Origin of the sequence: Tenacibaculum crassostreae (assembly GCF_964512405.1) — a bacterium.
Taxonomy (GTDB): domain Bacteria; phylum Bacteroidota; class Bacteroidia; order Flavobacteriales; family Flavobacteriaceae; genus Polaribacter; species Polaribacter crassostreae.
This window is the reverse complement of record NZ_CAZELE010000006.1, coordinates 65,625-90,941: the sequence shown is the minus strand read 5'-3', so window position 1 is coordinate 90,941 and position 25,317 is coordinate 65,625. Positions and strand designations below refer to the sequence as shown.

The 25,317-nt window shown below is 32.1% G+C and carries 22 protein-coding genes; 9 read left to right on the top strand and 13 right to left on the bottom strand.

Annotated features, from left to right (window positions below; all coding sequences use genetic code 11):
- Positions 1 to 32: 32 nt before the first annotated feature.
- The 3 genes from ACKTST_RS08425 to tpx are packed head-to-tail and all read right to left on the bottom strand — an operon-like array spanning position 33 to position 3,389.
- The gene (locus tag ACKTST_RS08425; protein WP_408047319.1) at positions 33 to 2,477 is read right to left on the bottom strand and encodes an FtsK/SpoIIIE family DNA translocase; all 2,445 of its coding nucleotides are present in this window, start codon (positions 2,475 to 2,477) and stop codon (positions 33 to 35) included.
- Between the two features lie 27 nt (positions 2,478 to 2,504).
- Positions 2,505 to 2,885, bottom strand: a complete 381-nt coding sequence (locus ACKTST_RS08420) for a diacylglycerol kinase family protein (RefSeq protein WP_408047318.1) — start codon at positions 2,883 to 2,885, stop codon at positions 2,505 to 2,507.
- 3 nt (positions 2,886 to 2,888) lie between these two features.
- Positions 2,889 to 3,389 carry a thiol peroxidase gene (gene tpx / locus ACKTST_RS08415; RefSeq protein WP_408047317.1) on the bottom strand — a complete coding sequence of 167 codons (501 nt, stop codon included), beginning with the start codon at positions 3,387 to 3,389 and terminating at the stop codon, positions 2,889 to 2,891.
- A 93-nt stretch (positions 3,390 to 3,482) separates the two neighbouring features.
- Between tpx and ACKTST_RS08410 the strand changes: the two genes are divergently transcribed.
- Together ACKTST_RS08410 and ACKTST_RS08405 are read left to right on the top strand one after the other, a co-directional pair.
- A complete protein-coding gene (locus tag ACKTST_RS08410) occupies positions 3,483 to 4,877 on the top strand; it encodes an MATE family efflux transporter (RefSeq protein ID WP_408047316.1) in 1,395 nt (464 codons plus the stop codon).
- Complete coding sequence (locus ACKTST_RS08405) at positions 4,877 to 5,101, top strand: hypothetical protein (protein ID WP_408047315.1); 225 nt, start codon at positions 4,877 to 4,879, stop codon at positions 5,099 to 5,101. Before ACKTST_RS08410 ends, ACKTST_RS08405 begins: the two co-directional genes overlap by 1 nt.
- A gap of 144 nt (positions 5,102 to 5,245) precedes the next feature.
- Here the strand turns inward: ACKTST_RS08405 and ACKTST_RS08400 are convergent, their stop codons facing one another.
- A complete protein-coding gene (locus ACKTST_RS08400) occupies positions 5,246 to 7,075 on the bottom strand; it encodes a hypothetical protein (RefSeq protein WP_408047314.1) in 1,830 nt (609 codons plus the stop codon).
- Positions 7,076 to 7,235: 160 nt separating this feature from the next.
- Positions 7,236 to 9,443: an endonuclease MutS2 gene (locus tag ACKTST_RS08395; RefSeq protein WP_408047313.1), complete on the bottom strand. Its 2,208-nt coding sequence runs from the start codon at positions 9,441 to 9,443 to the stop codon at positions 7,236 to 7,238.
- Positions 9,444 to 9,480: 37 nt separating this feature from the next.
- Here ACKTST_RS08395 and ACKTST_RS08390 point away from each other — a divergent pair, with 37 nt between their 5' ends.
- Both ACKTST_RS08390 and ACKTST_RS08385 read left to right on the top strand, forming a co-directional pair.
- Entirely contained in the window at positions 9,481 to 10,146 is a 666-nt protein-coding gene (locus ACKTST_RS08390; protein WP_408047312.1) for a uracil-DNA glycosylase, read from the top strand.
- 170 nt (positions 10,147 to 10,316) lie between these two features.
- Positions 10,317 to 11,369, top strand: coding sequence for a DUF2911 domain-containing protein (locus ACKTST_RS08385; RefSeq protein WP_408047311.1), 1,053 nt, complete (start codon positions 10,317 to 10,319; stop codon positions 11,367 to 11,369).
- A 75-nt stretch (positions 11,370 to 11,444) separates the two neighbouring features.
- Here ACKTST_RS08385 and secA read toward each other — a convergent pair whose 3' ends face one another.
- From secA to ACKTST_RS08365, 4 genes are all read right to left on the bottom strand, one after another.
- Positions 11,445 to 14,795, bottom strand: a complete 3,351-nt coding sequence (secA, locus tag ACKTST_RS08380) for a preprotein translocase subunit SecA (RefSeq protein ID WP_408047310.1) — start codon at positions 14,793 to 14,795, stop codon at positions 11,445 to 11,447.
- Positions 14,796 to 14,922: 127 nt separating this feature from the next.
- A complete protein-coding gene (locus ACKTST_RS08375) occupies positions 14,923 to 15,144 on the bottom strand; it encodes a DUF2795 domain-containing protein (RefSeq protein ID WP_047789198.1) in 222 nt (73 codons plus the stop codon).
- A gap of 99 nt (positions 15,145 to 15,243) precedes the next feature.
- Positions 15,244 to 15,816, bottom strand: coding sequence for a cob(I)yrinic acid a,c-diamide adenosyltransferase (locus tag ACKTST_RS08370; protein WP_408047309.1), 573 nt, complete (start codon positions 15,814 to 15,816; stop codon positions 15,244 to 15,246).
- An 11-nt stretch (positions 15,817 to 15,827) separates the two neighbouring features.
- Complete coding sequence (locus ACKTST_RS08365; RefSeq protein WP_408047308.1) at positions 15,828 to 16,235, bottom strand: acyl-CoA thioesterase; 408 nt, start codon at positions 16,233 to 16,235, stop codon at positions 15,828 to 15,830.
- Between the two features lie 171 nt (positions 16,236 to 16,406).
- On the opposite strand from ACKTST_RS08365, the gene dnaA reads away from it, so the two are divergent.
- From dnaA to ACKTST_RS08350, 3 genes are read left to right on the top strand one after another with little or no spacing between them, the layout of a single operon-like run.
- A complete protein-coding gene (gene dnaA, locus ACKTST_RS08360; RefSeq protein ID WP_408047307.1) occupies positions 16,407 to 17,831 on the top strand; it encodes a chromosomal replication initiator protein DnaA in 1,425 nt (474 codons plus the stop codon).
- Positions 17,832 to 17,866: 35 nt separating this feature from the next.
- Positions 17,867 to 18,325 carry a low molecular weight protein-tyrosine-phosphatase gene (locus ACKTST_RS08355; protein ID WP_408047306.1) on the top strand — a complete coding sequence of 153 codons (459 nt, stop codon included), beginning with the start codon at positions 17,867 to 17,869 and terminating at the stop codon, positions 18,323 to 18,325.
- Entirely contained in the window at positions 18,325 to 19,029 is a 705-nt protein-coding gene (locus ACKTST_RS08350; protein ID WP_408047305.1) for an SAM-dependent methyltransferase, read from the top strand. Before ACKTST_RS08355 ends, ACKTST_RS08350 begins: the two co-directional genes overlap by 1 nt.
- Before the next feature lie 51 nt (positions 19,030 to 19,080).
- Here the strand turns inward: ACKTST_RS08350 and ACKTST_RS08345 are convergent, their stop codons facing one another.
- From ACKTST_RS08345 to dapF, 4 genes are all read right to left on the bottom strand, one after another.
- Entirely contained in the window at positions 19,081 to 19,665 is a 585-nt protein-coding gene (locus ACKTST_RS08345) for a peptidoglycan-binding protein LysM (RefSeq protein WP_408047647.1), read from the bottom strand.
- A gap of 203 nt (positions 19,666 to 19,868) precedes the next feature.
- The gene (gene mltG, locus ACKTST_RS08340) at positions 19,869 to 20,897 is read right to left on the bottom strand and encodes an endolytic transglycosylase MltG (protein ID WP_408047304.1); all 1,029 of its coding nucleotides are present in this window, start codon (positions 20,895 to 20,897) and stop codon (positions 19,869 to 19,871) included.
- Positions 20,890 to 21,414, bottom strand: coding sequence for a GNAT family N-acetyltransferase (locus ACKTST_RS08335; protein WP_408047303.1), 525 nt, complete (start codon positions 21,412 to 21,414; stop codon positions 20,890 to 20,892). The genes mltG and ACKTST_RS08335 overlap by 8 nt, the downstream gene beginning before the upstream one ends.
- The gene (gene dapF / locus ACKTST_RS08330) at positions 21,414 to 22,190 is read right to left on the bottom strand and encodes a diaminopimelate epimerase (RefSeq protein ID WP_408047302.1); all 777 of its coding nucleotides are present in this window, start codon (positions 22,188 to 22,190) and stop codon (positions 21,414 to 21,416) included. Before dapF ends, ACKTST_RS08335 begins: the two co-directional genes overlap by 1 nt.
- 135 nt (positions 22,191 to 22,325) lie before the next feature.
- Between dapF and ACKTST_RS08325 the strand changes: the two genes are divergently transcribed.
- Positions 22,326 to 23,714: a trypsin-like peptidase domain-containing protein gene (locus ACKTST_RS08325; RefSeq protein ID WP_408047301.1), complete on the top strand. Its 1,389-nt coding sequence runs from the start codon at positions 22,326 to 22,328 to the stop codon at positions 23,712 to 23,714.
- A 140-nt stretch (positions 23,715 to 23,854) separates the two neighbouring features.
- Positions 23,855 to 25,297 (top strand): glyceraldehyde-3-phosphate dehydrogenase, encoded by a 1,443-nt coding sequence (locus tag ACKTST_RS08320; protein WP_408047300.1) that lies wholly within the window; start codon positions 23,855 to 23,857, stop codon positions 25,295 to 25,297.
- Positions 25,298 to 25,317: the final 20 nt, after the last annotated feature.

Here is a 25,317-nt window from a genome sequence, read left to right as displayed (position 1 = left end):
CTATTTTCCGCTTTCGGAATAGTTTATAATTATTAATTCTTTTCGTTTTCTAATAACTGTTCTAAAGCTATTAAATCGGTAACTAAAACTTGTCTAGCTTTGCTACCTTCAAAAGGACCAACAATTCCTGCTGCTTCTAACTGATCAATCAATCTACCAGCTCTGTTGTATCCTAACTTTAATTTACGTTGCAATAACGATGCCGAACCTTGTTGCGCAGTTACAATAACTTCGGCAGCTTCTTTAAACAGTTTATCTCTGTCTTCAATGTCAATATCAAGATTTGTGCCACCTTCTTCACCAACGTATTCTGGTAATAAATACGCTTCAGGATACGCTCTTTGAGAACCAATAAAATCGGTAATTTTTTCTACTTCAGGTGTATCAACAAACGCACACTGAATACGTGTAATGTCGTTTCCTCCAGAATATAATAAATCTCCACGACCAATTAGTTGATCGGCTCCTGGAGCATCTAAAATGGTTCTAGAATCAATTTTTGAAGTCACTCTAAAAGCAATTCTCGAAGGGAAGTTTGCTTTAATAATACCCGTAATAACATTAACTGACGGACGTTGAGTTGCCACAATTAAATGAATACCAATAGCACGTGCTAACTGTGCTAATCTGGCAATTGGAGTTTCCACTTCTTTACCAGCCGTCATAATTAAATCGGCAAATTCATCAATTACTAATACGATATATGGTAAAAATCGGTGTCCGTTTTCAGGATTTAACTTACGAGCCTTGAATTTAACATTGTACTCTTTAATGTTACGAACCATGGCTTCTTTTAGCAAGTCGTAACGGTTATCCATTTCAATACATAACGAGTTTAATGTGTTTACTACCTTGGTAGTATCGGTAATAATAGCATCAGATTCGTCAGGTAGTTTTGCTAAATAATGACGTTCAATTTTATTGAATAATGTTAATTCTACTTTTTTAGGGTCGACCAATACAAATTTTACTTCCGCAGGATGTTTTTTATATAAAAGCGAAGTTAAAATAGCGTTTAATCCTACCGATTTACCTTGTCCGGTTGCTCCAGCCATTAATAAGTGAGGCATTTTAGCTAAATCGACAATAAAAGTTTCGTTTGATATTGTTTTTCCTAAAGCAATAGGAAGTTGCATTGGTGATTCTTGAAATTTCTTTGAAGCAATTACAGAATGCATTGAAACAATCGTAGCTTTTTTGTTTGGAACTTCAATACCGATGGTTCCTTTTCCTGGAATGGGAGCGATGATACGAATTCCTAGAGCTGAAAGCGATAAGGCAATATCATCTTCTAAATTTTTAATTTTAGAAATACGAACCCCTGCTTCAGGAACAATTTCGTATAAGGTAATTGTTGGTCCAACCGTAGCTTTGATTTGAGCAATACCAATTTTGTAGTTTTTTAAAGTTTCTACAATTTGATTTTTGTTAGCTTCTAATTCAGTTGGGTCAACCGAAATGCTTTCGTTGTATTCTTTTAATAAGTTAAAACTCGGGAATTTGAAATTTCCTAATTCTAATGTTGGGTCAAATTCACCAAAGTCTTTTACTAGTTGGTCTGATAAGTTTTCTGAAACACTTTTTTCTTCAGCAATCTTTTCTATGGCAACTTCAACTTCGTTTTTAGAATCTTCAGAAATAGTTAAAGTAGTATCTTTTGTTTTTTCAACTTCTAAAGTAATTTCTTCTTTTTCAGAAGGATTGTCTACTCTCGAATAGTTAGAAATTGTTGGTTGTAAATTTTCAACAGACAATTCAAAATTAGACTTGTCAGTTTTTGTGTCTTCTATTTCTGAAGTAGTGCTTTCATCAGTTATGAAATCTTTACTTTCTTGTATTGCTTCATCTGTATCTTCTAGAATAGAATTGTTTTTTTCTTTTTGAGCTTTTACCTTTTCGCTAATAGCTTCAGGTGTAATGCTAAAACGGATGATTAAATAGGCTATTAAAAAGAATAATAACAAAATAGCCAATCCTGTTTTTCCTAAAAAGGTTTGTAAATATTCGTTCAATTCAAAACCAACAACTCCCGATAATAAAGCATTTTTCTTTTCAACATAACCTAAAGAAGTAGAAATCCATAACATTATTAAAATACCCCAGTTCCAAGAAGTAACAATGCGTTTTAAGTTAGTTTGTAATAAAATTCGTGCTCCTGTTAAAAATAAAGTGATTGGAATAAGAAAAGCACCTAAACCAAAGCCTCTATAAACAAAAAAGTCACTCAGTTTTGCTCCAATTTTTCCTAATAAGTTTTTGGTTGGAATGGTTTTGTTTGAAAATTGAGATAATGTGCTATGATCTTCTTGCCAAGAAAAGAAAAAAGAAATAAAAGCCACCGTTAAAAACACAGAAAACAATAACAAGAAAAAACCAAGTATAGTTTGGTTTTGTTTGTTAGAAAAAAAAGAAGAAATCTTTTTAAAAATAGAAGTTTTAGGTTGTTTCTTTTGAACAGTTGTTTTCTTTTTTGCCATGTATTTTTGTTAGAAATAAATTGAACGCTACAATATAGCTATTATTTTAGGAAGGTAAATTATTGCTGCGATAATTAAAGATATTATTGCTGCGAATGCAGGTGCACCTGCAGCAATATCTTTTATAAAACCAATTTTTTTATGATAATCAGGATGTATAAAGTCGGCTACTTCTTCAATAACAGTATTTAAAGCTTCAGCTACTAATACCAATCCTATTACTAAGAATTGAATCATCCATTCTACTGAAGAAATATTAAAATAAAAGCCTAAAAAAGTAGCAATAAGCGCAAAACTAAGTTGTGCTTTTATGCTATCTTCAGTAGTTATTAATAACCACATACCTTTTAGCGCAAATTTAATACCTCGAAGGCGCCCTTTTATAAAACCATCACTTGGGTTTTTCATATACTAAGACAAGGCTTTTAAAGCTGCTTCGTAATTAGGTTCGTTTACTGTTTCACTTACTTGTTCAGTGTATATAACTTCACCATTTTCATCAACGATAACAATACAACGAGAGTGTAAACCTGTTAAAGGTCCTGTGGTGATTTCTAAACCGTAATCTTTACCAAACTTACCTGTAGCAAAATCAGATAACATTACGGCGTTTTCAATTCCTTCTGCACCACAAAAACGACCTTGAGCAAAAGGTAAATCTCTCGAAATACATAAAACTTTGGTGTTTTCTAAGTCAGCAGCTTTTTTATTGAATTCTCTTACTGATGTAGCGCAAGTACCTGTGTCTACACTTGGAAAGATGTTTAAAATCAATCGTTGACCAGAAAAATCGTTTAAACTTTTTACTGATAAGTCAGTTGCAGCTAATGAAAAATCAGAAGCTTTTGTTCCATTTTGAGGTAAATTACCAATGGTTTCTATAGTATTTCCTTGTAAAGTTATTGTAGCCATTTTGTATGTGTTTTTAAGAAAACCAAAGGTAATTAAATTAATTAAAAATAGAGAACCGAAACGGTTCAGCATTAAAAAACTTATCTTCGCAACTTGAAAATATTATTCAAATTGGATTTACAACAATATACTTCTGAATTTAAATACAATTGGAAACTTGCAGCCCCTGTAATGCTTGGGATGTTAGGACATACGTTTGTGAGTTTTATTGATAATATTATGGTTGGGCAACTCGGTACTGCTGAATTGGCAGCGGTTTCGTTAGGAAACAGTTTTATGTTCATAGCCATGTCGTTAGGAATTGGCTTTTCTACAGCAATCACACCGCTAATTGCTGAGGCAGATGCTTCAAATAATTTTACTCAGGCTAAAGCTACTTTTAAACACGGACTTTTTTTATGCACCATGATGGGAATTGTACTGTTTTTAGGTGTATATTTTTCTAAACCTTTAATGTATTTGATGAAGCAACCAACGGAGGTGGTAGAATTAGCAATTCCGTACTTAGATTTAGTCGCTTTTTCGTTAATACCTATGATTGTTTTTCAGGCACTCAAACAGTTTAGTGACGGAATGTCGATGACACGTTACCCAATGTATGCTACTTTACTGGCGAACGTGTTAAACGTAATATTGAATTACTTATTAATTTACGGAAAGTTTGGTTTTCCGCAGTTAGGAATTGTTGGAGCAGCATATGGTACGTTACTATCAAGATTTGTAATGGTAGTGTATTTATGGTGGTTGTTAAGTAAAAAAGAACGTTCAAAAAAATTGGTAACTAACATTAAGTTTTTTGTGTTAGACACGTTAATGCTTCGTAAAATCATCAATTTAGGCACTCCAAGTGCTATGCAAATGTTTTTTGAAGTAGCTATTTTTACAGCAGCTATTTGGTTAAGTGGTTTGTTAGGAAAAAATCCGCAAGCAGCAAATCAAATCGCGTTAAACTTATCATCTATGACCTTTATGGTAGCCACTGGGTTAAGTGTAGCTTCTATGATTAGAGTAGGAAACCAAAAAGGATTGCAAAACTACAAAGAGTTACGACGTATTGCTTTTTCAATCTTTTTCTTAGGAACTATTTTAGCGGTCGTTTTCGCAACCATATTTTTTGTGTTTCACAAGTCGTTGCCTAATTTGTATGTTGATTTAAGTGATGCGAAAAATTATGCAGATAATATGGAAGTAATGAAAATCGCAGCCAACTTATTAATCGCAGCTGCTATTTTTCAAATTAGCGATAGTATTCAAGTAATGGTATTAGGAGCTTTACGTGGTTTGCAAGATGTTAAAATACCAACTCTTATAACGTTTATATCGTATTGGGTTGTTGGTTTTCCTGTTAGTTTTTTCTTAGGAACTGATGAAAAATACGGGAGCTTTGGAATTTGGTTAGGTTTACTTGCAGGATTAACAACCGCTTCTATTTTACTATTTATACGATTTAATAAATTAACTTTGCAATTGATTAAAACCAAGCATTAATGAACTTACCTAAATTTTTATTAGCAGATAATAGCAACCATCCTGAAGATATTTTTGTGTTGCATACCGAATATCCACGTTTTTTAATCAATTTAAAAGATGATGAAATTGAGTGGTTTGAAGATCTTTCTGATGAAAACGAGCAAGATTTAGCGAATGAACTAGAAAGCCTTATTGAAGCGGCAGGTTTGTTTTATGATGCTGAAATGGAAGGGTTAGAGTAAATGTTTCGCTATCGGTTTTGTGTATGGCTCGTTGCGGAAAATCAGCTATGATTTTCCGTCATAACCGAAAGATAGCAAATTACAATGAATTCCGATTAGGAATTCAGCCGCAATGAGCTATACACGTTGTTAGCTGCTGGCATTTTATTCCTCATTATTTTTTAACCTCTCGCTCATAGTCTCAAATTTCATTTTAGCTGAATCATCTTTTTCCAACCATTTTATAAATTCATTAAGCCAAATGTATTTGGAAGCTACATTAGAATTAGATTGATAGTAATATATATTCTTAACTATTTCAGACTTAATTGGCTCTAAAACTTTATCATCATTATCCGCTAAACTTTTCATAAGACCAATTGTCATATCAGTCATGCTGGTGGCAAAAGTCGAAATCGCTTTTGTAAACTCATCGTCTTCATCATCAATTTCAGATTTTAGTTCATTCGCAACGGATTCAAATTGACTAATTGAAGATTGAATAAGTCCAAAAGGGTTTAAGAAAGCGCAATTTTCCCAATCAAATATTATAGTTTTATCCAATCCAAAATACCTTAACCTTTCGGTTTTATAGCTGAATAGTTTATTAATTATTGAGTCATCAATAATTACTCTAGGATAAATAGCTTTTTTACTTTCTAAGTAATATGCATTTACTAATCCTTTAGAGAATATTATGTTATCGTCTGCGTAGTAAGAACCTGTTGAAATCCCACCTCTCATAAATATTCCTTTTGACATCATAACATTTTGAAAACCTCTTATGTATGTTGCCAATAAGTTGAAATTTGACAAGAAATCATTTTCATTATCAAAGTATGGTATTGAGATACAGATATTATCCGAAAATGTTTGATATCTTAAATGTTTAACAACATCGTCATTTCCTGATGGATTTTTTTCTAATAGCTGAGTTTTAGCCAATTCAAATGATTCTTGAATATCTTGTAAAACAGTTGATGTTATATCAGAATCGTATCGATTAATTAATTCACTGAACCCTAGAATATCCATAAAGCATACCATTCTTGGTTCGGTTTCAACTATTTCATCAATGAAATAATCCTTTGGGTTTTTTGTTAATCTAATTCTAAAATTTCTATCAGTTTCGTTTTCTAAGAAAACTTCAAAATGCTCTGAAAAAGTGACTACAGCTTTTTTTAGATTTGTAACATCAAATTCTTTTGATTCAATAAGGTTGGCAGTTAAATTATTTATTTCAATAATTACATTGTTAACTAGTTCATAACAAGATTCCTCATCTTTTAATTTTAAAGATTCTTCTGTGGTTTCCTTTTCAACCAGTCTTAAGAAAAGTGTTTTAATACTATCATAATATTCATACCAAAAAGTATCTAAACGCTTTGAATTTTCATATTTATCACTATTATATTCATAAAGACTTCGTTTTAATTTTCTTTTAAAGGTAATTAGGAAAGAATTCTGATTCATTGGAAAAGTTGGCTCAGAAAATATTTTCTGTAATATTATTCTTGAATGAACAGCTTTACACCATTCTACAGAGGCGAATTCAATATGCTCGGTTAAACTACTAGGGTAGTTCTCAATATGTTTTTTCCTAATTGAATTTGGAATTATTTTATTACTGTAAATATTTAAAATTTGACCTAATGCTATTTCCCAATGAAGAAATTGTTCTTCATAAAATGATTGAAAATTAAAGTATATATAGTATTCTGGTGCATCTAGCTTGTGATTGAATAGAATTTTACTAACTACAGCATATTCTTTTTCTTTTGAAATATTAGATGTAAAATTCCACTTTTGCGATTGTTCTTTTACTTCTTCAATAAAATTGTCAGTTATTATAATTTTTTTAATCGAATCAGACCAGACTTCTAATTTTTTCGCATTCTCTATTATTGAATCATATAATTTGAATATTTGTTCCTGATTTTCTTCAGTATTAAAATATTCGTTAGTTATATTTAATTCAACTATTTCTTCAGGCATTATTTTCTCAGGATGGTTTTTCTGCTTGCAGCTAACGGTTAAGGTATCCGTCGTTTTAATCAACTGATATCGTTCTGATACTGAAAACAAGTTCAGCACGTGTAGCGAAGTTATCGTTTTAAAGTTTAAAAATCAAACTAAATTTTAAAGAGTTAATTAACTATTTTTTAGCACGTTCTACCAATTCTAGTTGCTCTATTTTAGCTTCAGTGGTAAACAATCCGTAATTGATAAAAGCTTTTTTCTTTTCTATTTTATCAATAGTACCTACTGCATTACCATCTACTAAACGAACTCTGTCATTAACCTTAAATACATAGGCTGCTTTTTCTTGGGCAATTTTTTCGGCTTCTTTTTTCTTTTCTTCTCGTACTTTTACCACCTTTTCAAGCACTTCTTTTTCTACCTTTTTAATTGCCTCTTGTTGTTTTTGTGCAGCAACTTTTTCTTCTTGTTTCTCAACTTTCGTTTTCTTTTTTGGTGGATTCTTTTTTAAATGCTTTGTTTTTTCGGTAGTTACCCACTTAAAAAAGTTGGCAGACAATTCTTTCTTGTTGTTCGTTTGAAAGTATTTATTCAGTAGTTCGTTTACTTTTCTTCCTAACGAAAGCATACGTTGATTGTTATCGTACAATTCTTGAAAACCTTCTAGTTTTTCGCGAATTCTTAATTCTTTTTCTTGAAGATTCTCAATATGCTCTTGCCCTTTCGATTTTTGCTTGTCTAAACTTTCCGAGGTTTTTTGTAAACGGTTTCGTTCTTTTTGAAGTTTAGAAATTGTTTTATCTAAACGTACTTTTTCGGTTTCAACACGTTTTTTAGCACGGTTAATTAAACTATACGGAATTCCGTTTTTTTGAGCTACTTCAAACGTAAAAGAACTACCTGCTTGCCCAATAAATAGTTTGTATAACGGCTCTAAAGTACGTTCGTCAAACTGCATATTTGCATTGGTAACATTATCTAACTCATCAGCCAACACTTTTAAGTTAGCGTAATGCGTAGTAATAATTCCGAAAGCTTTTTTCTCGTAGAATTCCTCTAAGAAAATTTCAGCCAAAGCACCTCCCAATTCAGGGTCAGATCCCGTTCCAAATTCATCAATTAAAAACAGGGTGTTATCGTTGCATTTTCTAAGGAAGTAACGCATGTTTTTTAATCGATAGCTATATGTGCTTAATTGATTTTCTATGGATTGATTATCGCCAATATCAGTTAAAATAGTATTGAATAGCGTTGTTTCACTGCGTTCATGCACAGGAATAAGTAGTCCGCTTTGTAACATTACTTGTAACAAACCAATGGTTTTTAGTGTAATACTTTTTCCACCTGCATTAGGACCAGAAATAACAATAATTTGTTGCTGTTCGTTTAGCTCTAGAGTTTGCGGAATGGTTTCTATACCTTTGGCTTTGTTTTTTTGCCACAAAATAGGATGAAAAGCATCTTTTAAAAATACCTTTTTCTCTTTGGTGATTTTAGGTAATAGTCCGTTAATACTTTTTGCATATTTAGCTTTGGCACCTACAACATCTAAGTGGGTTAAAAACTGAATGTACTCATTTAAAAGTGGTGTGAATGGACGTATTTCAGTCGCTAACATTCGTAAAATACGAACTACTTCTTGTTTTTCTTCATATAGCAAGTTTTGTAGTTCTCTGCTGTACGAAAGTGTAGCTTGAGGAGCTATATATACAATGTTTCCTGATTTTGACGAACCTAATAAACTTCCTTTAACTTTACGTCGGTGCATTGCTAAAACAGCCAATACACGTTGGTTGTCGATAACTGTTTCTTTAATGTCGTCTAAATAGCCACTTGCAATATTTTTACTCAAAGCACGAGAAAAACTTTCAGAAATTTTTCCTCTAACAGCGCCAATGTCTTTTCGTATTTGTTTTAAAGCAGCCGAAGCGTTATCGGCAACTTCACCGTAGGGAGTAATAATTTTTTTAATACTATCAACAATTATGGAGGTGAATTCTATTTCTTCACTTAAGGTAAATAATGTAGAATAGTAGGTTTCAAACTTTTTTAAAAACTTTTTTTGCTCATTTACTGTTTCTGAAACTGCGGCAACTTTTAAAAAACCTTCTGTTTCTAAAAAACTATTTTCAATAGCTAATCGTTTAATTTCTTCAGAAATATCTTCAAAATAATGATTCGGAATTCTGTTCTCATTTTCAAAAGAAGACAAATATTCGTTTACCATATTCAACTCAAAAAATAAATTTTTCTTGTTTGATATGGGTTGAATTTCCAACGTTTTCTCTTTTCCTAAATTAGAGATGCAATGTGCTGCAACCTGTTCTAAAACTGTAGTGAATTCTAAATCTTGAAGTGTTTTTTCTGATATGTTTTTTGTCAAAATAGTATATTTGAAACCAAAGCAAAAATAACAAACAATGCAAGTAAAAATTAACGATGGTTGGAAAAATATTTTACAAACAGAATTTGAGAAATCGTATTTTAAAAATCTAGTCGATTTTGTGAAAAATGAATACGCAACACATACTTGTTATCCAAAAGGGACTGATATTTTTGCTGCATTTGATTATTGTTCTTTTGATGATTTAAAAGTGGTGATTTTAGGTCAAGATCCGTATCATGGAGTAGGACAAGCAAATGGATTGTGTTTTTCGGTTCATGATGGTATTACTCATCCGCCTTCGTTAATTAATATTTTTAAAGAGATAGAAACCGATTTGGAAATCCCATACCCTATAAGTGGTGATTTATCACGATGGGCAAAACAAGGGGTGTTGTTGTTAAATGCAACGTTAACCGTTAGAGCAGGTGAGGCGGGGAGTCATCAAAAAAAAGGATGGGAGCAGTTTACCGATGCTGTAATTCAAAAAATATCTTCAGAAAAAAAAGATGTTGTGTTTTTACTATGGGGTGGTTTCGCAAAAAACAAAACAAAACTTATTGATAAAAATAAGCATCACGTGTTAACTTCAGGGCATCCATCACCATTAAGTGCAAACCGTGGTTATTGGTTTGGTAATCAGCATTTTTCAAAAACGAATTCTTTTCTAAAAAGTACAGATAATAAGACTATTCAATGGTAGTTGAATGACTGTTTAAAAAGTTAATTAAGTGTTAATTAACTGTGTGTTTACTGATTTTAACTTATTAATAACAAAAACTATTTTGTATAGTTTCTAATTTGTGATAGTTAATTTAAACTATCTAAAAAATGAAACTAAACCGTTACTTTAAAATTTTAATTTGCTGTTTAATGGTAGCAAATATCGAAGCGTATTCACAACTTAACTTACCTAGAGGAAGTCAACAAGCAACCGTTTCACAACGTATTGGAATTACCGATGTTTATGTAAAATATTCTCGTCCAAGTGTTAATAAGAGAGAAGTTTGGGGTAAGCTAGTACCATTTGGTATGAATAATTTAGGTTTTGGTACTGCAACAGAATCTCCTTGGAGAGCAGGAGCTAATGAAAACACGATTGTAAAATTTACAAACGATGTAATTGTTGAAGGTAAAGCTTTAAAGGCTGGTAAATATGGTTTACACATGATTATTCATGATAATGATAAAGCCACAGTAATTTTTTCAAAAAACAATACTGCTTGGGGTAGCTATTTTTACAAACCATCTGAAGATGCTCTTAGGGTTGATGTTGCTATGAAACCTACATCACATGTAGAGCAGTTAGCGTTTGATTTTACAGATGTAAAAGCAAATTCGGCAATACTTTCTTTAAAGTGGGAAAAGAAACAAATTCCTGTAAAAATAGAAGTTGATGTTACTAATGAAGTTTTAGCAAACATTAGAAAGCAATTAGAAGGGCAAGCAGGATTTAATCGTCAATCTTGGGAACAAGCTGCAAACTATTCTTTAAATAATGGAGGTGATTTACAAGAAGCTTTAGGATGGATTGATAATGCTATTTCTGGGCAGTTTTATAGCCAGAAAAACTTCAGAAATGTTTCTATTAAAGCACAAATCATGAATAAAATGGGAAAAAGTGATGCGTATGGAAAACTGATGGATGAAGCAGCATCGTTAGCTAGTACACCTCAATTAAATCAGTTAGGGTATGCAATGATCAGCGCTAAAGATTATACTCGAGCTATAAAGTATTTAAAAATGAATGTAGACAATAACCCTGAAAGTGCAAATGCTTATGATAGTTTAGGGGAAGCATATAAAGTAGCAGGAGATAAAAAGAATGCAATAAAGTATTTAAAGAAATCATTATCGATGAATCCACCTGCAAATGTTAAAGCTAATTCAGAAAAATTACTGAAAGAATTAGGAGTATCTATATAAAACAAAGATGTAATAAAAAAAGCTCGGTTTTTAACCGAGTTTTTTTATTTATATACATACTATTATAGAATAAGATTACTTGTTGTATAATACCCAAGTTCCTTCTTCTAATAACGGAATAGCTTGTTTAAATTTTACTTCTTTTTCTTCACCACTCATCACATTTTTGATAGTAACTTTTTCGTTACGACCAATTTTTGGTTGTTCGCGTACAATAGTTTCTACAGCTTGTTGCTCTTGTGTTTGTTGATTACGAGCATTGCTAATAGCTTGTTGTGTTGAGTTTTGAACCTCGTCTTTGCGTAAGTCTAATTGCTCACGTTGTTGTTCACGAGCTTCTGAAACTTGAGAAGCTTCTTGACTTGGTAATTTCCCTTTAAATAAGAATGATAATACTTCTTTATTAATCTTGTCAATCGTTTCTTGGAACAATTCAAAAGCTTCAAACTTATAAACTAATAAAGGATCTTTTTGCTCATACGTAGCGTTTTGAACTGTTTGTTTTAGTTCATCCATTTTACGTAAGTGATCCTTCCAGTTTTCATCAATAATTGCTAAAGTGATGTTTTTCTCAAAATCATTTACTAATGATTTTCCTTCACTTTCGTAAGCTTCTTTTAAATTAGTAACTACTTGTAAAGTTTTACTTCCATCGGTAAATGGAACAACGATACGTTCGTAACGATCACCTTCGTTTTCAAAAACATTTTTAATTACTGGGAAAGCATTTGCAGCATTTCTTTCAGTATCACTTTTATAGTTTTCGGTAACTAATTTGTATAGCGTATCAATTAATTCTTGTTCTGGTTTTTTATTGAATTCTTCTTCAGAAAAAGGAGAAGTCATTGATGAAAAACGAATTAATTCAAATTCAAAATTTTGGAAATCTTTTGTTTCTTTATTTTGTTTAACAACAGCATCGCATGTATCATAAATCATATTAGCGATGTCTATTTGTAAACGCTTTCCATCTAAGGCATGACGACGACGCTTGTATACAAACTCACGTTGTGCATTCATAATATCATCATACTCTAATAAACGCTTACGAATACCAAAGTTATTTTCTTCTACTTTTTTCTGAGCTCTTTCAATAGATTTTGAAATCATAGAGTGCTGAATAACTTCTCCCTCTTTTAATCCCATTCTATCCATCATCTTAGCGATTCTTTCAGAACCAAATAAACGCATTAAGTTATCGTCTAAAGCTACATAGAACTGAGAAGAACCTACATCTCCTTGACGTCCTGCACGACCACGTAACTGACGGTCTACACGACGAGAATCGTGACGCTCTGTACCAATAATAGCTAAACCACCTGCTGCTTTAACTTCGTCAGATAATTTAATATCGGTACCACGACCAGCCATGTTTGTTGCAATAGTAACAACACCAGGTTTACCTGCTTCAGCAACAACATCAGCTTCTCTTTTGTGTAATTTTGCATTTAAGATATTGTGAGGAATCTTACGAATTTGTAACATTCTACCCAATAATTCAGAGATTTCTACAGAAGTTGTACCTACTAATACAGGTCTTCCTTCTCCAACTAATTTTACGATATCTTCAATTACTGCATTGTACTTTTCACGAGTAGTTTTATAAACTAAATCTTGTTTGTCATCACGAGCAATTGGTTTGTTGGTTGGAATCTCAACTACATCTAATTTGTAAATTTCCCAGAATTCACCAGCTTCAGTAATCGCAGTACCTGTCATACCAGATAATTTACGGTACATTCTGAAGTAATTTTGTAAAGTAACCGTAGCAAAGGTTTGTGTTGCATCTTCAATCTTTACATTTTCTTTTGCTTCGATAGCTTGGTGCAATCCGTCAGAGTAACGACGACCGTCCATAATACGACCTGTTTGTTCATCTACGATCATTACCTTGTTATCCATAACTACATACTCAACATCTTTTTCAAAAACTGTATACGCTTTTAAAAGTTGGTTCATGGTATGAATACGCTCACTCTTTACGCTAAACTCGCGATATAACTCTTCTTTTTGATTTGCTTTTTCTTCTGGTGTAGCGTCGCTATTATCAATTTGACCAACTTTTACGCTAATGTCTGGTAAAACGAAGAATGTGTCATTTTTAGTGATGTTAGAAAGGTGCGCAATACCTTTATCGGTTAAATCAATTTGATTGTTTTTTTCTTCAATAGTAAACCATAATTCGGCATCAACTTCTGGCATCAACTTATTGTTGTCTTGCATGTAGAAGTTTTCGGTCTTTTGAAGAATTTGTTTAATTCCTTCTTGTGATAAGAACTTAATTAAGGCTTTATTTTTTGGTAAACCTCTGTATACTCTTAATAATAAGAATCCACCTTCTTTTGTGTCTCCTTCAGTAATTAACTTTTTAGCTTCTGCTAAAACACCAACTAAATATTTATTTTGAAGTGAAACTAAATCAGCAACCAAAGGTTTTAACTCGTTAAATTCATGATGATCTCCTTGTGGTACAGGACCAGAAATGATTAACGGAGTACGAGCATCATCAATTAATACAGAATCCACCTCATCAATAATAGCGTAGTTAGGAGCACGTTGTACTAAATCTTTTTTAGCATTAGCCATGTTATCACGTAAGTAATCAAAACCAAACTCGTTGTTGGTTCCGTAAGTGATATCGGCGTTGTATGCTTTTCTACGTGCTTCAGAATTTGGTTGGTGATAGTCGATACAGTCGGTGCTTAATCCGTGGAACTCAAAAATAGGAGCCATCCATGCGCGGTCACGTTTTGCTAAGTAGTCGTTAACGGTTACCACATGTACACCGTTACCAGATAAAGCATTAAGATAAACAGGTAATGTAGAAACTAATGTTTTTCCTTCACCCGTCATCATTTCAGCAATTTTACCTTGGTGCAAAACCGATCCACCAATTAGCTGAACATCGTAATGAACCATGTCCCAAGTAACTTCTTTTCCTGAAGCATCCCAAGAATTCGCCCAAAAAGCTTTATCATCTTCTAAAGTAATGTGCTCTCTTGTTGCAGATAATTCTCTATCGAAAGGAGTAGCGGTAACTTCTAGTTCTGTATTGTTTGCAAAACGTTTACCTGTTTCTTTTACAACTGCAAAAGCTTCAGGCATAATGTCTAATAAAACAGCTTCAGACGCTTCGTAAGCTTCGTCTTTTAATTTGTCGATTTCAGTATAAATTTCTTCCTGACGATCGATATGAGCATTCTTTGCTTCTTCTTCAAGTTCAGCTATTCTATCGGTAAAAGATTTTGTAGCGTCTTTTATTTTAGATTTAAATTCGATTGTTTTTGCACGTAACTCATCATTAGATAAGTTGCTTAATGAATTTTCAAAAGATCGTACTTTTTCTACGATCGGTTGTAAAGATTTAAGGTCTTTTTGTTGTTTGTCTCCAACAAATAGTTTTATAATCGAATTTAAAACGCTCATTTGTAAAATATTGTTTTATAGTTGATTAAGCTGTTTTAATCAACATGTTTTTTGTTTGTTATTAAGGTGCCTAAAAGTAAGCAAAAAAAAAGCCTCTGTAAAAGAGACTTTTTAAGGTTGTATTTTATTAGTATTCATCTTCGTTCCAAAGATAATCTTCTTCAGTTGGGTAATCTGGCCAAATTTCAATAATTGAATCGTATGCCTCACCTTCATCTTCGATATCTTGTAAATTTTCAACCACTTCTAACGGTGCTCCTGTACGAATAGCGTAATCTATCAATTCGTCTTTAGTTGCAGGCCAAGGTGCATCTGCTAAATACGATGCTAATTCAAGTGTCCAATACATTTCTTTATCTGTTTTATAAGATTTCTCGCAAAAATAATTTTTTTTTGTAAAAAGTCAAGTTTTTTTTAAAAAATGTGAATCAATAAAAAAAGAACTTAATTATAGCTTTTCAGGAATCCATTTAATTTCCTCAGCTTGTAAGTCTTGGGTCAACTTTCGTGCCAACACAAAAAGGTAGTCAGAAAGTCGGTTTAGGTACATTAAAACATTGCTGTTTATATTCTCTTCTTCGTTTAATGCGACAGTTAATCGTTCCGCTCTACGGCATACACAGCGTGCTATGTGACAAAATGACACGGTTTGATGACCTCCTGGTAAAACGAAATGTGTCATTTGAGGAAGATTTTCATTCATAGCATCTATCTCATTTTCTAAGAATTGAATAGAACCATCATTAATTTTGGGAATATTCAAGCGCTCTTTTCCACTTTTTAAAACTTCTTTTTCTGGCGGAGTAGCCAACATTGCGCCTAATGTGAACAATTCACTTTGAATTGTGGTTAATTTCTTTTTTAAAGAATCGTCAATTTCTTGATCTCTAATAAGTCCGATGTAAGAGTTAAGTTCGTCAACCGTTCCGTAACTTTCAATTCGTAAATGGTATTTCGGCACTCGAGTACCACCAAATAGAGCAGTAGTACCTTTGTCACCAGTTTTGGTGTATATTTTCATGTAGTTTTAGTTTAGATGTTTAAAAGAGCTAATTTATCCAATATATAATCAGGACAGCGCATAGGTTTTTTAGTTTCACTGTTTATAAATGCAAGGACAGAATTACCTGTGCAAATTAACTCGTTGTCTTGATTGGTTATTTTATAGTCAAATTCTATCTTAACAGTAGGTGTTTTTTTTAATACTGTAGTAATGGTTAATTCGTCATCATACAAGGCAGATTTTTTAAAATTACATGATAAAGAAATTACAGGTAGCATAATGCCTGTTTTTTCCATATATTTGTATGTAACGCCCATAGAACGTAGCCATTCGGTACGACCTATTTCGAAAAATTGTGCGTAGTTACCATGGTAAACTACTCCCATTTGATCTGTTTCAGCATACCGAACACGTATAGAAGTGTGATTTTTTTGCAAAGATTTTTAAATTTAAATTGCACTAAGGTTACGCAAAAAAAAAATAAAAATCAATAGCGATTTGATTTTTTTATACTAAAATTTATTCACACTTTTGTTCGCCCAGACTATGATGTTTGGTGTCCCCTAAATCTGAATAAAAATTAACAACTAAAATTGTTTTTTACCAATATGACTAAAACAGCCGATTCAGTTTGGATGGAATGCTTGTCTTTTATTAAAGACAATATTAAACCTCAAGCATACAAAACTTGGTTCGAGCCTATTAAGCCAATTAAATTGGCAGGGGAAGCTTTAACAATACAAGTACCTAGTAAATTTTTTTATGAATGGTTAGAGGAGCATTACATTAAATTGTTAAGAGTTGCTTTAGTACGTGAGTTAGGAAATGATGCAAAGTTAATTTACGATGTACGTATGGAAAATACGTATAGTAGTAACAGCCCACAAACGGTAAAAATACCTAGTTCAAACCGAAATCCTTTAAAACCTCAAAAGGTAACAGTTCCTTTAGAATCAAAACGCGAATTAAAAAATCCATTTATAATTCCAGGGTTGCAAAAGGTAAAGATTGAATCTCAGTTAAACCCAAATTACAATTTTGTGAATTTTGTTGAAGGAGACTCAAACCGTTTAGCACGCTCAGCAGGTATGGCTGTATCGAATAAACCTGGTGGTACTTCATTTAATCCGCTATTAATTTATGGAGGAGTAGGTTTAGGTAAAACACATTTAGCACATGCTATTGGTGTTGAGATAAAAGATAAATACCCTGATAAAACAGTTTTATATATTTCTTCGGAAAAATTTACACAACAATTCATTGATTCGGTAAAATCGAATACTAGAAATGATTTTATTCATTTTTATCAGATGATTGATGTGTTGATTATTGATGACGTTCAGTTCTTATCTGGTAAAGCAGGTACGCAAGATGTGTTCTTCCATATTTTTAACCATTTACATCAAAATGGTAAGCAGGTTGTTTTAACTTCGGATAAAGCACCAGTTGATATGCAAGATATAGAACAACGTTTGTTATCTCGTTTCAAATGGGGGTTGTCAGCAGAGTTGCAAGCACCAGATTACGAAACAAGAATTTCTATCTTACAAAATAAATTGTATAGAGATGGTGTTGAAATGCCAGAGGAGATTGTAGAGTATATTGCAAAAAATATCAAATCGAATGTTCGTGAGTTAGAAGGGGTAATAATTTCGATGATTGCTCAAGCTTCTTTCAATAGAAAAGAGTTTACGATAGAATTAGCAAAACAGATTGTTGACAAGTTTGTAAAGAATACTAAAAAAGAATTGTCGGTTGATTATATTCAAAAAGTAGTATCAAAATATTTTGATATGGATGTGGCAACCTTACAGTCAAAAACGCGTAAACGTCATATTGTGCAGGCACGTCAGTTAGCAATGTATTTTGCAAAGCGTATGACAAAATCATCATTAGCAAGTATTGGAAGTCAAATAGGAAAGAGAGATCATGCTACTGTGTTACATGCGTGTAAAACAGTAGATAATTTAACTGAAACTGATAAGCAATTTAAAAAGTACGTTGAAGATTTAACGAAGAAGTTAACACTTTAAAATATAACCTCACCAAGTGAGGTTTTTTTATGAGTATGAAAAATATAGTAATGGTTTGTTTGGGTAATATTTGTCGATCTCCGTTGGCAGAAGGTATTTTACAATCAAAATTAGCTTCGGATAAATTTTATGTAGATTCTGCCGGTACAGCTGGTTACCATGTAGGTGAGTTACCAGATAGACGTTCGATTGAAGTTGCAAAGAAATACGGAATTGATATCACAAATCAGCGTTCAAGAAAATTCATTAAAGAAGATTTTGATAAATTTGACGTGATTTTTGCTATGGATAAAAGTAATTATGATGACATTATAACGATGTCTGAAAATAATACTCAACGAGAAAAAGTGAAGATGATTTTGAACGAATTATATCCGAAAGAGAATATGAGTGTTCCAGATCCGTACTATGGAGGAGATCAAGGTTTTGAAAACGTATACCAAATGTTAGACGAAGCATGTAGTATTATTGCTTCAAAATTAGAAAACGAATAATGAAAGGTAAATTATACTTGATTCCTACTACACTAGGAGATACCGAACCTTTAGAGGTGATGCCGTTATCAGTAAAAAAAGTAGTTGAGCAATTAGATTATTTTATTGTTGAAAATGAAAAATCTGCTCGACGCTTCATTAAACGAATTACCCCAACAAAATCGCAACCGTCATTAGAGTTAATGTTATTAGATAAATATTCTGATGACTTAGAAACTAAGAATTACTTAGATATTTGCGAGAAAGGAATTTCTGTAGGATTGCTTTCTGAAGCTGGAGTTCCTGCGGTTGCTGATCCTGGAGCGAATATTGTAAAATTAGCACATCAAAAAGGTATTCAAGTAGTCCCGTTGGTGGGGCCTTCTTCTATTTTAATGGCAATAATGGCATCTGGAATGAACGGACAAAGTTTTGCGTTTAACGGATATTTACCAATTGATAAGTCAGATAGAAAAAAAGCAATAAAAGATTTAGAGAAGTTGTCGAAAGACAAAAATCAATCTCAAATATTTATTGAAACTCCTTATAGAAATGAGAAAATGTTAGATGATTTGCGTGCAACATTATCCCTAGATACCAGAGTTTGTGTAGCATGTGATATTACACTTCCTTCAGAATATATTAAAACTTACACGGTAAAAGAATGGAAAAATGTAAAGCCAGATTTACATAAGCGTCCAGCAATTTTTATCATTCACAAATAAAAAAAAGCATCGAATCCTCGATGCTTTTGTTGGTTTATATATCGTGTTTTTTTACACAATTGGCTTTTTGTTCGCTTTAATGTTTGATACATCATATCCTGCAAATTTCTTTAAATAAGATTGGATTGAAGTTCCAAAAGCATCATTAAATCTAATTGTTCCGTTTGATCGTAAGTATTTTTTTACATTTCCTGCACCACTTAAATGAGCTGCAGCCAAAATACCAGATTCAGTAATTTTAATACCGTTAATGGTTTTACCAACACTTCTTTTAATGTCTTTTCTTAAAATCCACTTATTTAGTTTACAGTAAGCTTCAAAAGTACGCTCTTGTAATTCAGGGTTTTTAAGAAAATAATCGGTGTTATAAACTCTGAATCTTTTAAGAGTTTCTTTTCCGAATTGATATTTACCTAAATAGCCTAGTTTATTTACAACTCGGTATCTACCTTGTGACTCTTTAAAACCAACAGCTTCTTTAAAACCAACAAAATTTTTCTTTAAAAAAGGAATGTTTACCTTCTCAACTTTGTGGATAGGTATTGGTGTGGTAGTAGTAGTTTTTTTCTTTTTTGTAGTCTCTGTAAAACTGGTTAATAATACAAATCCTATAATTGTTAATACTAAATGTCTGATAATTAATTACTTTCTGTTTAGCGAGGCAAAGATACGGTAATTTTGTATAAGAATCTAAAAACCAGTAAATTACAGATGTTTTCCTGTTGCGAATAAAGATGTTTTTCCTGTTTTTAATTAAGGATTTTTCATTTAAGCTATTATAATTTTGCTTATTTGATAATTTTTAACATGGTTTTGTAGAAAATAAATTTTTGTTAAAATTATCTCCTAATCCCTTGTTGATTAATCCATCTTTGGTATTTAGCAGCATTTCTATTGTGCTGCGCTAAAGAGTTCGCAAATTCATGAAAACCAATCTTATCTACACTAGCACACATATAGTAATAATTGTGTTTTTGATAGTTTAAAACTGCATCAATAGAAGAAATATCAGGCATAGAAATTAAACTAGGAGGAAGACCTATGTTTTTGTAAGTGTTGTACGGAGAATTGATTTGTAAATCTTTATTCAAAACTCTTTTTATTATAAAATCAGGTCCATTTACTTCTGTGATAGCATAAATTACAGTCGGATCAGCTTGTAAAGGCCAATTATCTTTTAAACGGTTAAGATATAATCCGGCAACAATGGGTCTTTCGGTTTTTTGTGCAGTTTCTTTTTGAACGATAGATGCTAAAGTGATAACTTCTTCTTTTGTAAGATTTAATTGTTTTGCTTTTTCAAGTCTTGAAGAAGTCCAAAAGCGATTGTATTCGCGTAACATTTTATCACGGAAATTTTCTGCGGAAGTATTCCAGTAAAACTCATAACTATTGGGAATGTACATTCCTAAAGCTTCTTTTTGTGTAAAGTTGTTTTTAGATAAAAAGTTACTGTCGGTCATTGCTTGTAAAAGAGAGGTAGAGTCTGCTTCGATTTGTTCTGCAATTCTTCCGGCTAATTTTTCTAAAGTATCTTGGTTGTTAAAAGATAAGGTTATTGGAGATTGATTTCCGCTTCGTAATAAATTTATTACATCGTTAATACTCATCCCTTCTTTTAATATGTATTTCCCACCTTTAGGTTTTGTGAATTTTTTCTTTTCAGCAACCCAAACAAAAAAATCAGGATTGTTAATAAAACTAGAAAGTTGGTTTTTTACATCATCAAAAGAAGCATTTGAACCAATATATACAGCGCCATTTTTAGTTACGGCTTTCCCGAATATTTTTTGATAGTAGTTAAATCCAATAATTCCACCAATTATTAAAATGGTAGTAACAATTCCTAATATGATTTTTTTATTCATTGATTAATTGAAATAAAATTTCGTTTTTATAAGTTCCTTTATCGTAAATCCAATCTTTTTTTATTCCAACCTTTTTAAAGTTGTGTTTAGAAAAAAGAAGTAAACTGTTTGAGTTATCATCGGTAATATTTGCATATAGTTGATGTAACTGTAAGTGTGTAAAACAATATTGTATTAATAGTTGTAATGCTTCAGAAGCAAATCCGTTTTGTTGAAAGTCAGGATGGATTAAAATACCAATTCCTGCTCTTTTATGTTGCGGATTAAAGTCAAACAAGTCAATCATTCCTACAGATTTCTTTGTGGTTTTTTCCTCAATAAGTAAGCGTAATTGTTTTGCTTCATAAATGTCTAAGTGCGCATTTTCTAAATACTGTTTTAATATGAATTTAGAAAATGGGGTTTGTGTATGGCTTACTTCCCAAAAAAGTTCGTTGTTTTCAATTTGAAATAAAAATTCCAAATCTTCAGGTTCTAAAGCTCTTAAATTTATATGTGTACCAGTTAACGTTTGCACTAAATTTTTATTTTTCCTTTAAAAACAAAAGTAGCAGGTCCTTTTAAAAACACCTTGGTATAGTAGCCATTTTTTTCTTCGAAAGAAACTTCAAGCTCGCCACCTTCAACAGGTAATTTTATTGTTGAATGGTTTGTTTTTTTTGTAGCGTGCATTGCAATAGCCACTGCGGTTACTCCTGTTCCGCAAGCTAAGGTTTCATCTTCAACTCCACGTTCATAAGTGCGGACTTTAAAGGTGTTGTTGTTTATTTGTTCTACGAAATTAACATTGCTTCCTTCGGTACCATAAACTTCGTTTCTTATTTTTTTTCCGTTAGAAAAAACATCATAACTATTTATGTTGTTTACTAATTGAACATGATGAGGAGAACCAGTGTTCGTAAAAATATAGTCTTCAAAAATTTTCACATGATCTACATCAATCATTTGTAAAGAAACAATATTGTCTTTTATTGATGCGTGATGTAGTCCATCAATAGCCATAAAAGTAGTATTGTCTTCAAATAAGCCTAATTGATGTGCAAATGAAACAATACAACGACCACCGTTACCGCACATGGTACTTTCGTTTCCATCAGCATTGTAATACACCATTTTAAAATCGGTGTTAGCATCGTTCTCCAATAAAATAAGTCCGTCAGCACCAACACCAAAATGTCGGTCGCATAATTTTGCAATTACGTCAGTATTACTTTTTGGAAAGGTTTTTGTGCGATTATCGACTATAATAAAGTCGTTTCCTGTTCCTTGATATTTGTAAAAATCTAAGTCCATATTCAGAGCAAAGATACATATTTTATCAAGGAAAGTAGATTGTTAAATAGGGGTTAAAATCCGTTAAATAGAAGTTAAACACATTTATCAGAAATGTTAAAATACTATATTTGAATTATAAAATTTTGTAAGCATATGAAGAAAATATTTGGAACTTTAGGAATTGCCTTTTTAGGAGGCGTGATAGCACTTGCAGGATATAAAACACTAATAGAAAAACCTCAAGTGATAGTTGAAGAATCGGTTGAACCAACATTACGAACCGTTCAAACAAGTTATACACCAACGGTTATCAATTCATCATCAACTCCGACCGATTTTACCGAAGCAGCAGATAAAACTGTACATGCGGTAGTGCACGTTAAAAACACATCGATTCGAACTCAACAAAATCCGTTAGCAGAATTGTTTTATGGTAGTGGAAGCGGTACTCGTGAATTTAAGCAAGTAGGAACGGGTAGTGGTGTAATTATTTCTCCTGATGGATATATCGTAACGAACAACCATGTAATAGAGAATGCATCAGATATTGAAATAACGCTAAACAATCAGAAAAAACTAAAAGCAACTTTAGTCGGAGCAGATAAAAACAATGATATAGCTTTGTTAAAAGTTGATGCTGATTTTGAGTTGCCTAATTTACCTTTTGGTAATTCAGATAATATTAAAGTAGGCGAATGGGTGTTAGCAGTAGGGAATCCATATAATTTAACATCAACAGTAACCGCAGGTATTGTAAGTGCAAAAGGACGTGATTTAGATGGAAATAATAATATTGAAGCTTTTATACAAACAGATGCAGCTGTTAACCCAGGAAATAGTGGCGGAGCACTGGTAAATACTCGTGGAGAATTGATTGGAATTAACACAGCAATTTCTTCAAAAACAGGATCGTTTATTGGGTATTCGTTTGCAGTTCCTTCAAACATAACAAAAAAAATAGTTGATGATTTGTTGGAATTTGGTATGGTGCAAGAAGCTATTTTAGGGATTAACATAGATTCTTCAGTAAAAGATATTGAAGGAGTAAAAATCGGAAATATCACAGAAGATGGAGGCGCTAAAAAAGCAGGTTTAAAAGTAGGTGATGTAATTATTAAAGTAAATAATGTTAAAATAGCTAAGTTCTCAGATTTAAAAGGACAGTTAACTGCAAAAAGACCTGGTGAATACGTAAATGTAACAGTTGATAGAGATGGTGAAGAATTTACGAAAGTAGTTAAGTTAACAAAGCTTATTAAATTACCAATTAGTAAAGTTTTAAACACTGAGTTTGAAAATATTTCAAAAGAAGATAAAAAGAAGTTTAATATTGATGGAGGCGCTAAAATTAGACAAACTCAAAACTTAGCATTTAAGCAGTTTGAAGTTGGTAAAGGATATATTTTAACTAAAATTAATGGCAAAAAAGTTCTATCTGCAGAAGAAGCAGTGTCTATGCTAGATAATTCTTATAATAGCAGAAACAGACTTTTATTAGAAATGATAAGTCCAACAGGGCAAATAGAAAGATTTAGATATTAAAAGAGTTAAGATTTCAATAAATTATAAAGTCTCGTTAAATTCATTTTTAACGAGATTTTTTCTTGAAAAAAACAGAGATAAAATCAACTAGAAATACCTATTTTTGCACAAATTTTAAAATCATTAGTTAACACACAACTATGTCAACAATAACAAATTACGAAAAAGAAGTAGTAAATCAAGCGCAAGTTAGAAGAGCTACTGTTGAGTTTATTAACATCGTTAACGATTTATGGTACGATAAATCTATCGAGTTAGTATTATTTAGAAATCCATTAGTAGATAAAAGAGCTAGTGAGGTTTTAAACTTAATCAACTACGCTAAAGAGTTTGTAGCTAAACCTATTACAATTGAAGATGCTTTAGAAATTGCAAAAGCTATTCAATCAATCGATTTACCACCATCAAAATTAGATATCGGTAAATTAGCTTATGAATTTCACTTACAAGATGATGCTTCATCAGATAAAGTTGCCTTTGTAAAAGAGCAATTAAAAGATGCTACTCAAGCAGAAAACATTCAACCTAAAGATGTAGTATTATATGGTTTCGGACGTATTGGACGTTTATTGGCTCGTGAGTTAAGTAGCAAAATGGGTAAAGGTTCTCAATTACGTTTAAGAGCTGTGGTTACTCGTGGTAAAATCGATCAAACAGTTTTAGAAAAAAGAGCTTCTTTATTAAGTGTAGATTCTGTTCATGGAGATTTCTTAGGAACTGTTCAGGTTGATGCTGATAACGATGCGTTAATCATCAACGGAACTACAGTATATATGATTTCTGCAAATCAACCAGAAGATATCGATTATACTAAATACGGAATTAACGATGCGTTAATTATAGATAATACAGGTGCTTTTAGAGATGAAGAAGCATTAAGTCGTCATTTAACAGCAAAAGGAGCTAGTAAAGTATTATTAACAGCTCCAGGAGGTGGAGTTCCTAATATCGTTCACGGTGTAAACCACGAAGAAAACAATCCAGATAATATTGATATTTTCTCAGCAGCTTCTTGTACTACAAACGCAATTACTCCAGTATTAAAAGTGTTAGAAGATAACTTCGGAATTAAAAAAGGACACTTAGAAACGATTCATGCCTATACAAACGACCAAAACTTGGTTGACAATATGCATAAAAAATATCGTAGAGGTAGAGCAGCAGCGTTAAACATGGTAATTACTGAAACAGGAGCAGGAAAAGCAGTTGCAAAAGCGTTGCCAGCATTAGCAGGTAAATTAACGTCAAGTGCTATTCGTGTACCAGTACCAAACGGTTCGTTAGCAATCTTAAACTTACAATTAAATTCTTCAGCTACAGTAGAATCTGTAAATGCGATTATGAAAAAATACGCTTTAGAAGGAGATTTAGTAGAGCAAATTCAATACTCTTTAAGTAATGAATTAGTATCTTCTGATATTGTAGGTACTACTGCACCTTCTATTTTTGATAGTAAAGCAACGATTGCTGATGGAGATACAATTGTAATTTATGTGTGGTATGATAACGAGTACGGATATTCACACCAAGTAATGCGTTTAGCGAAGCATATCGCTAAAGTTCGTCGTTATACATATTATTAACATAGTATAATAAATACAGT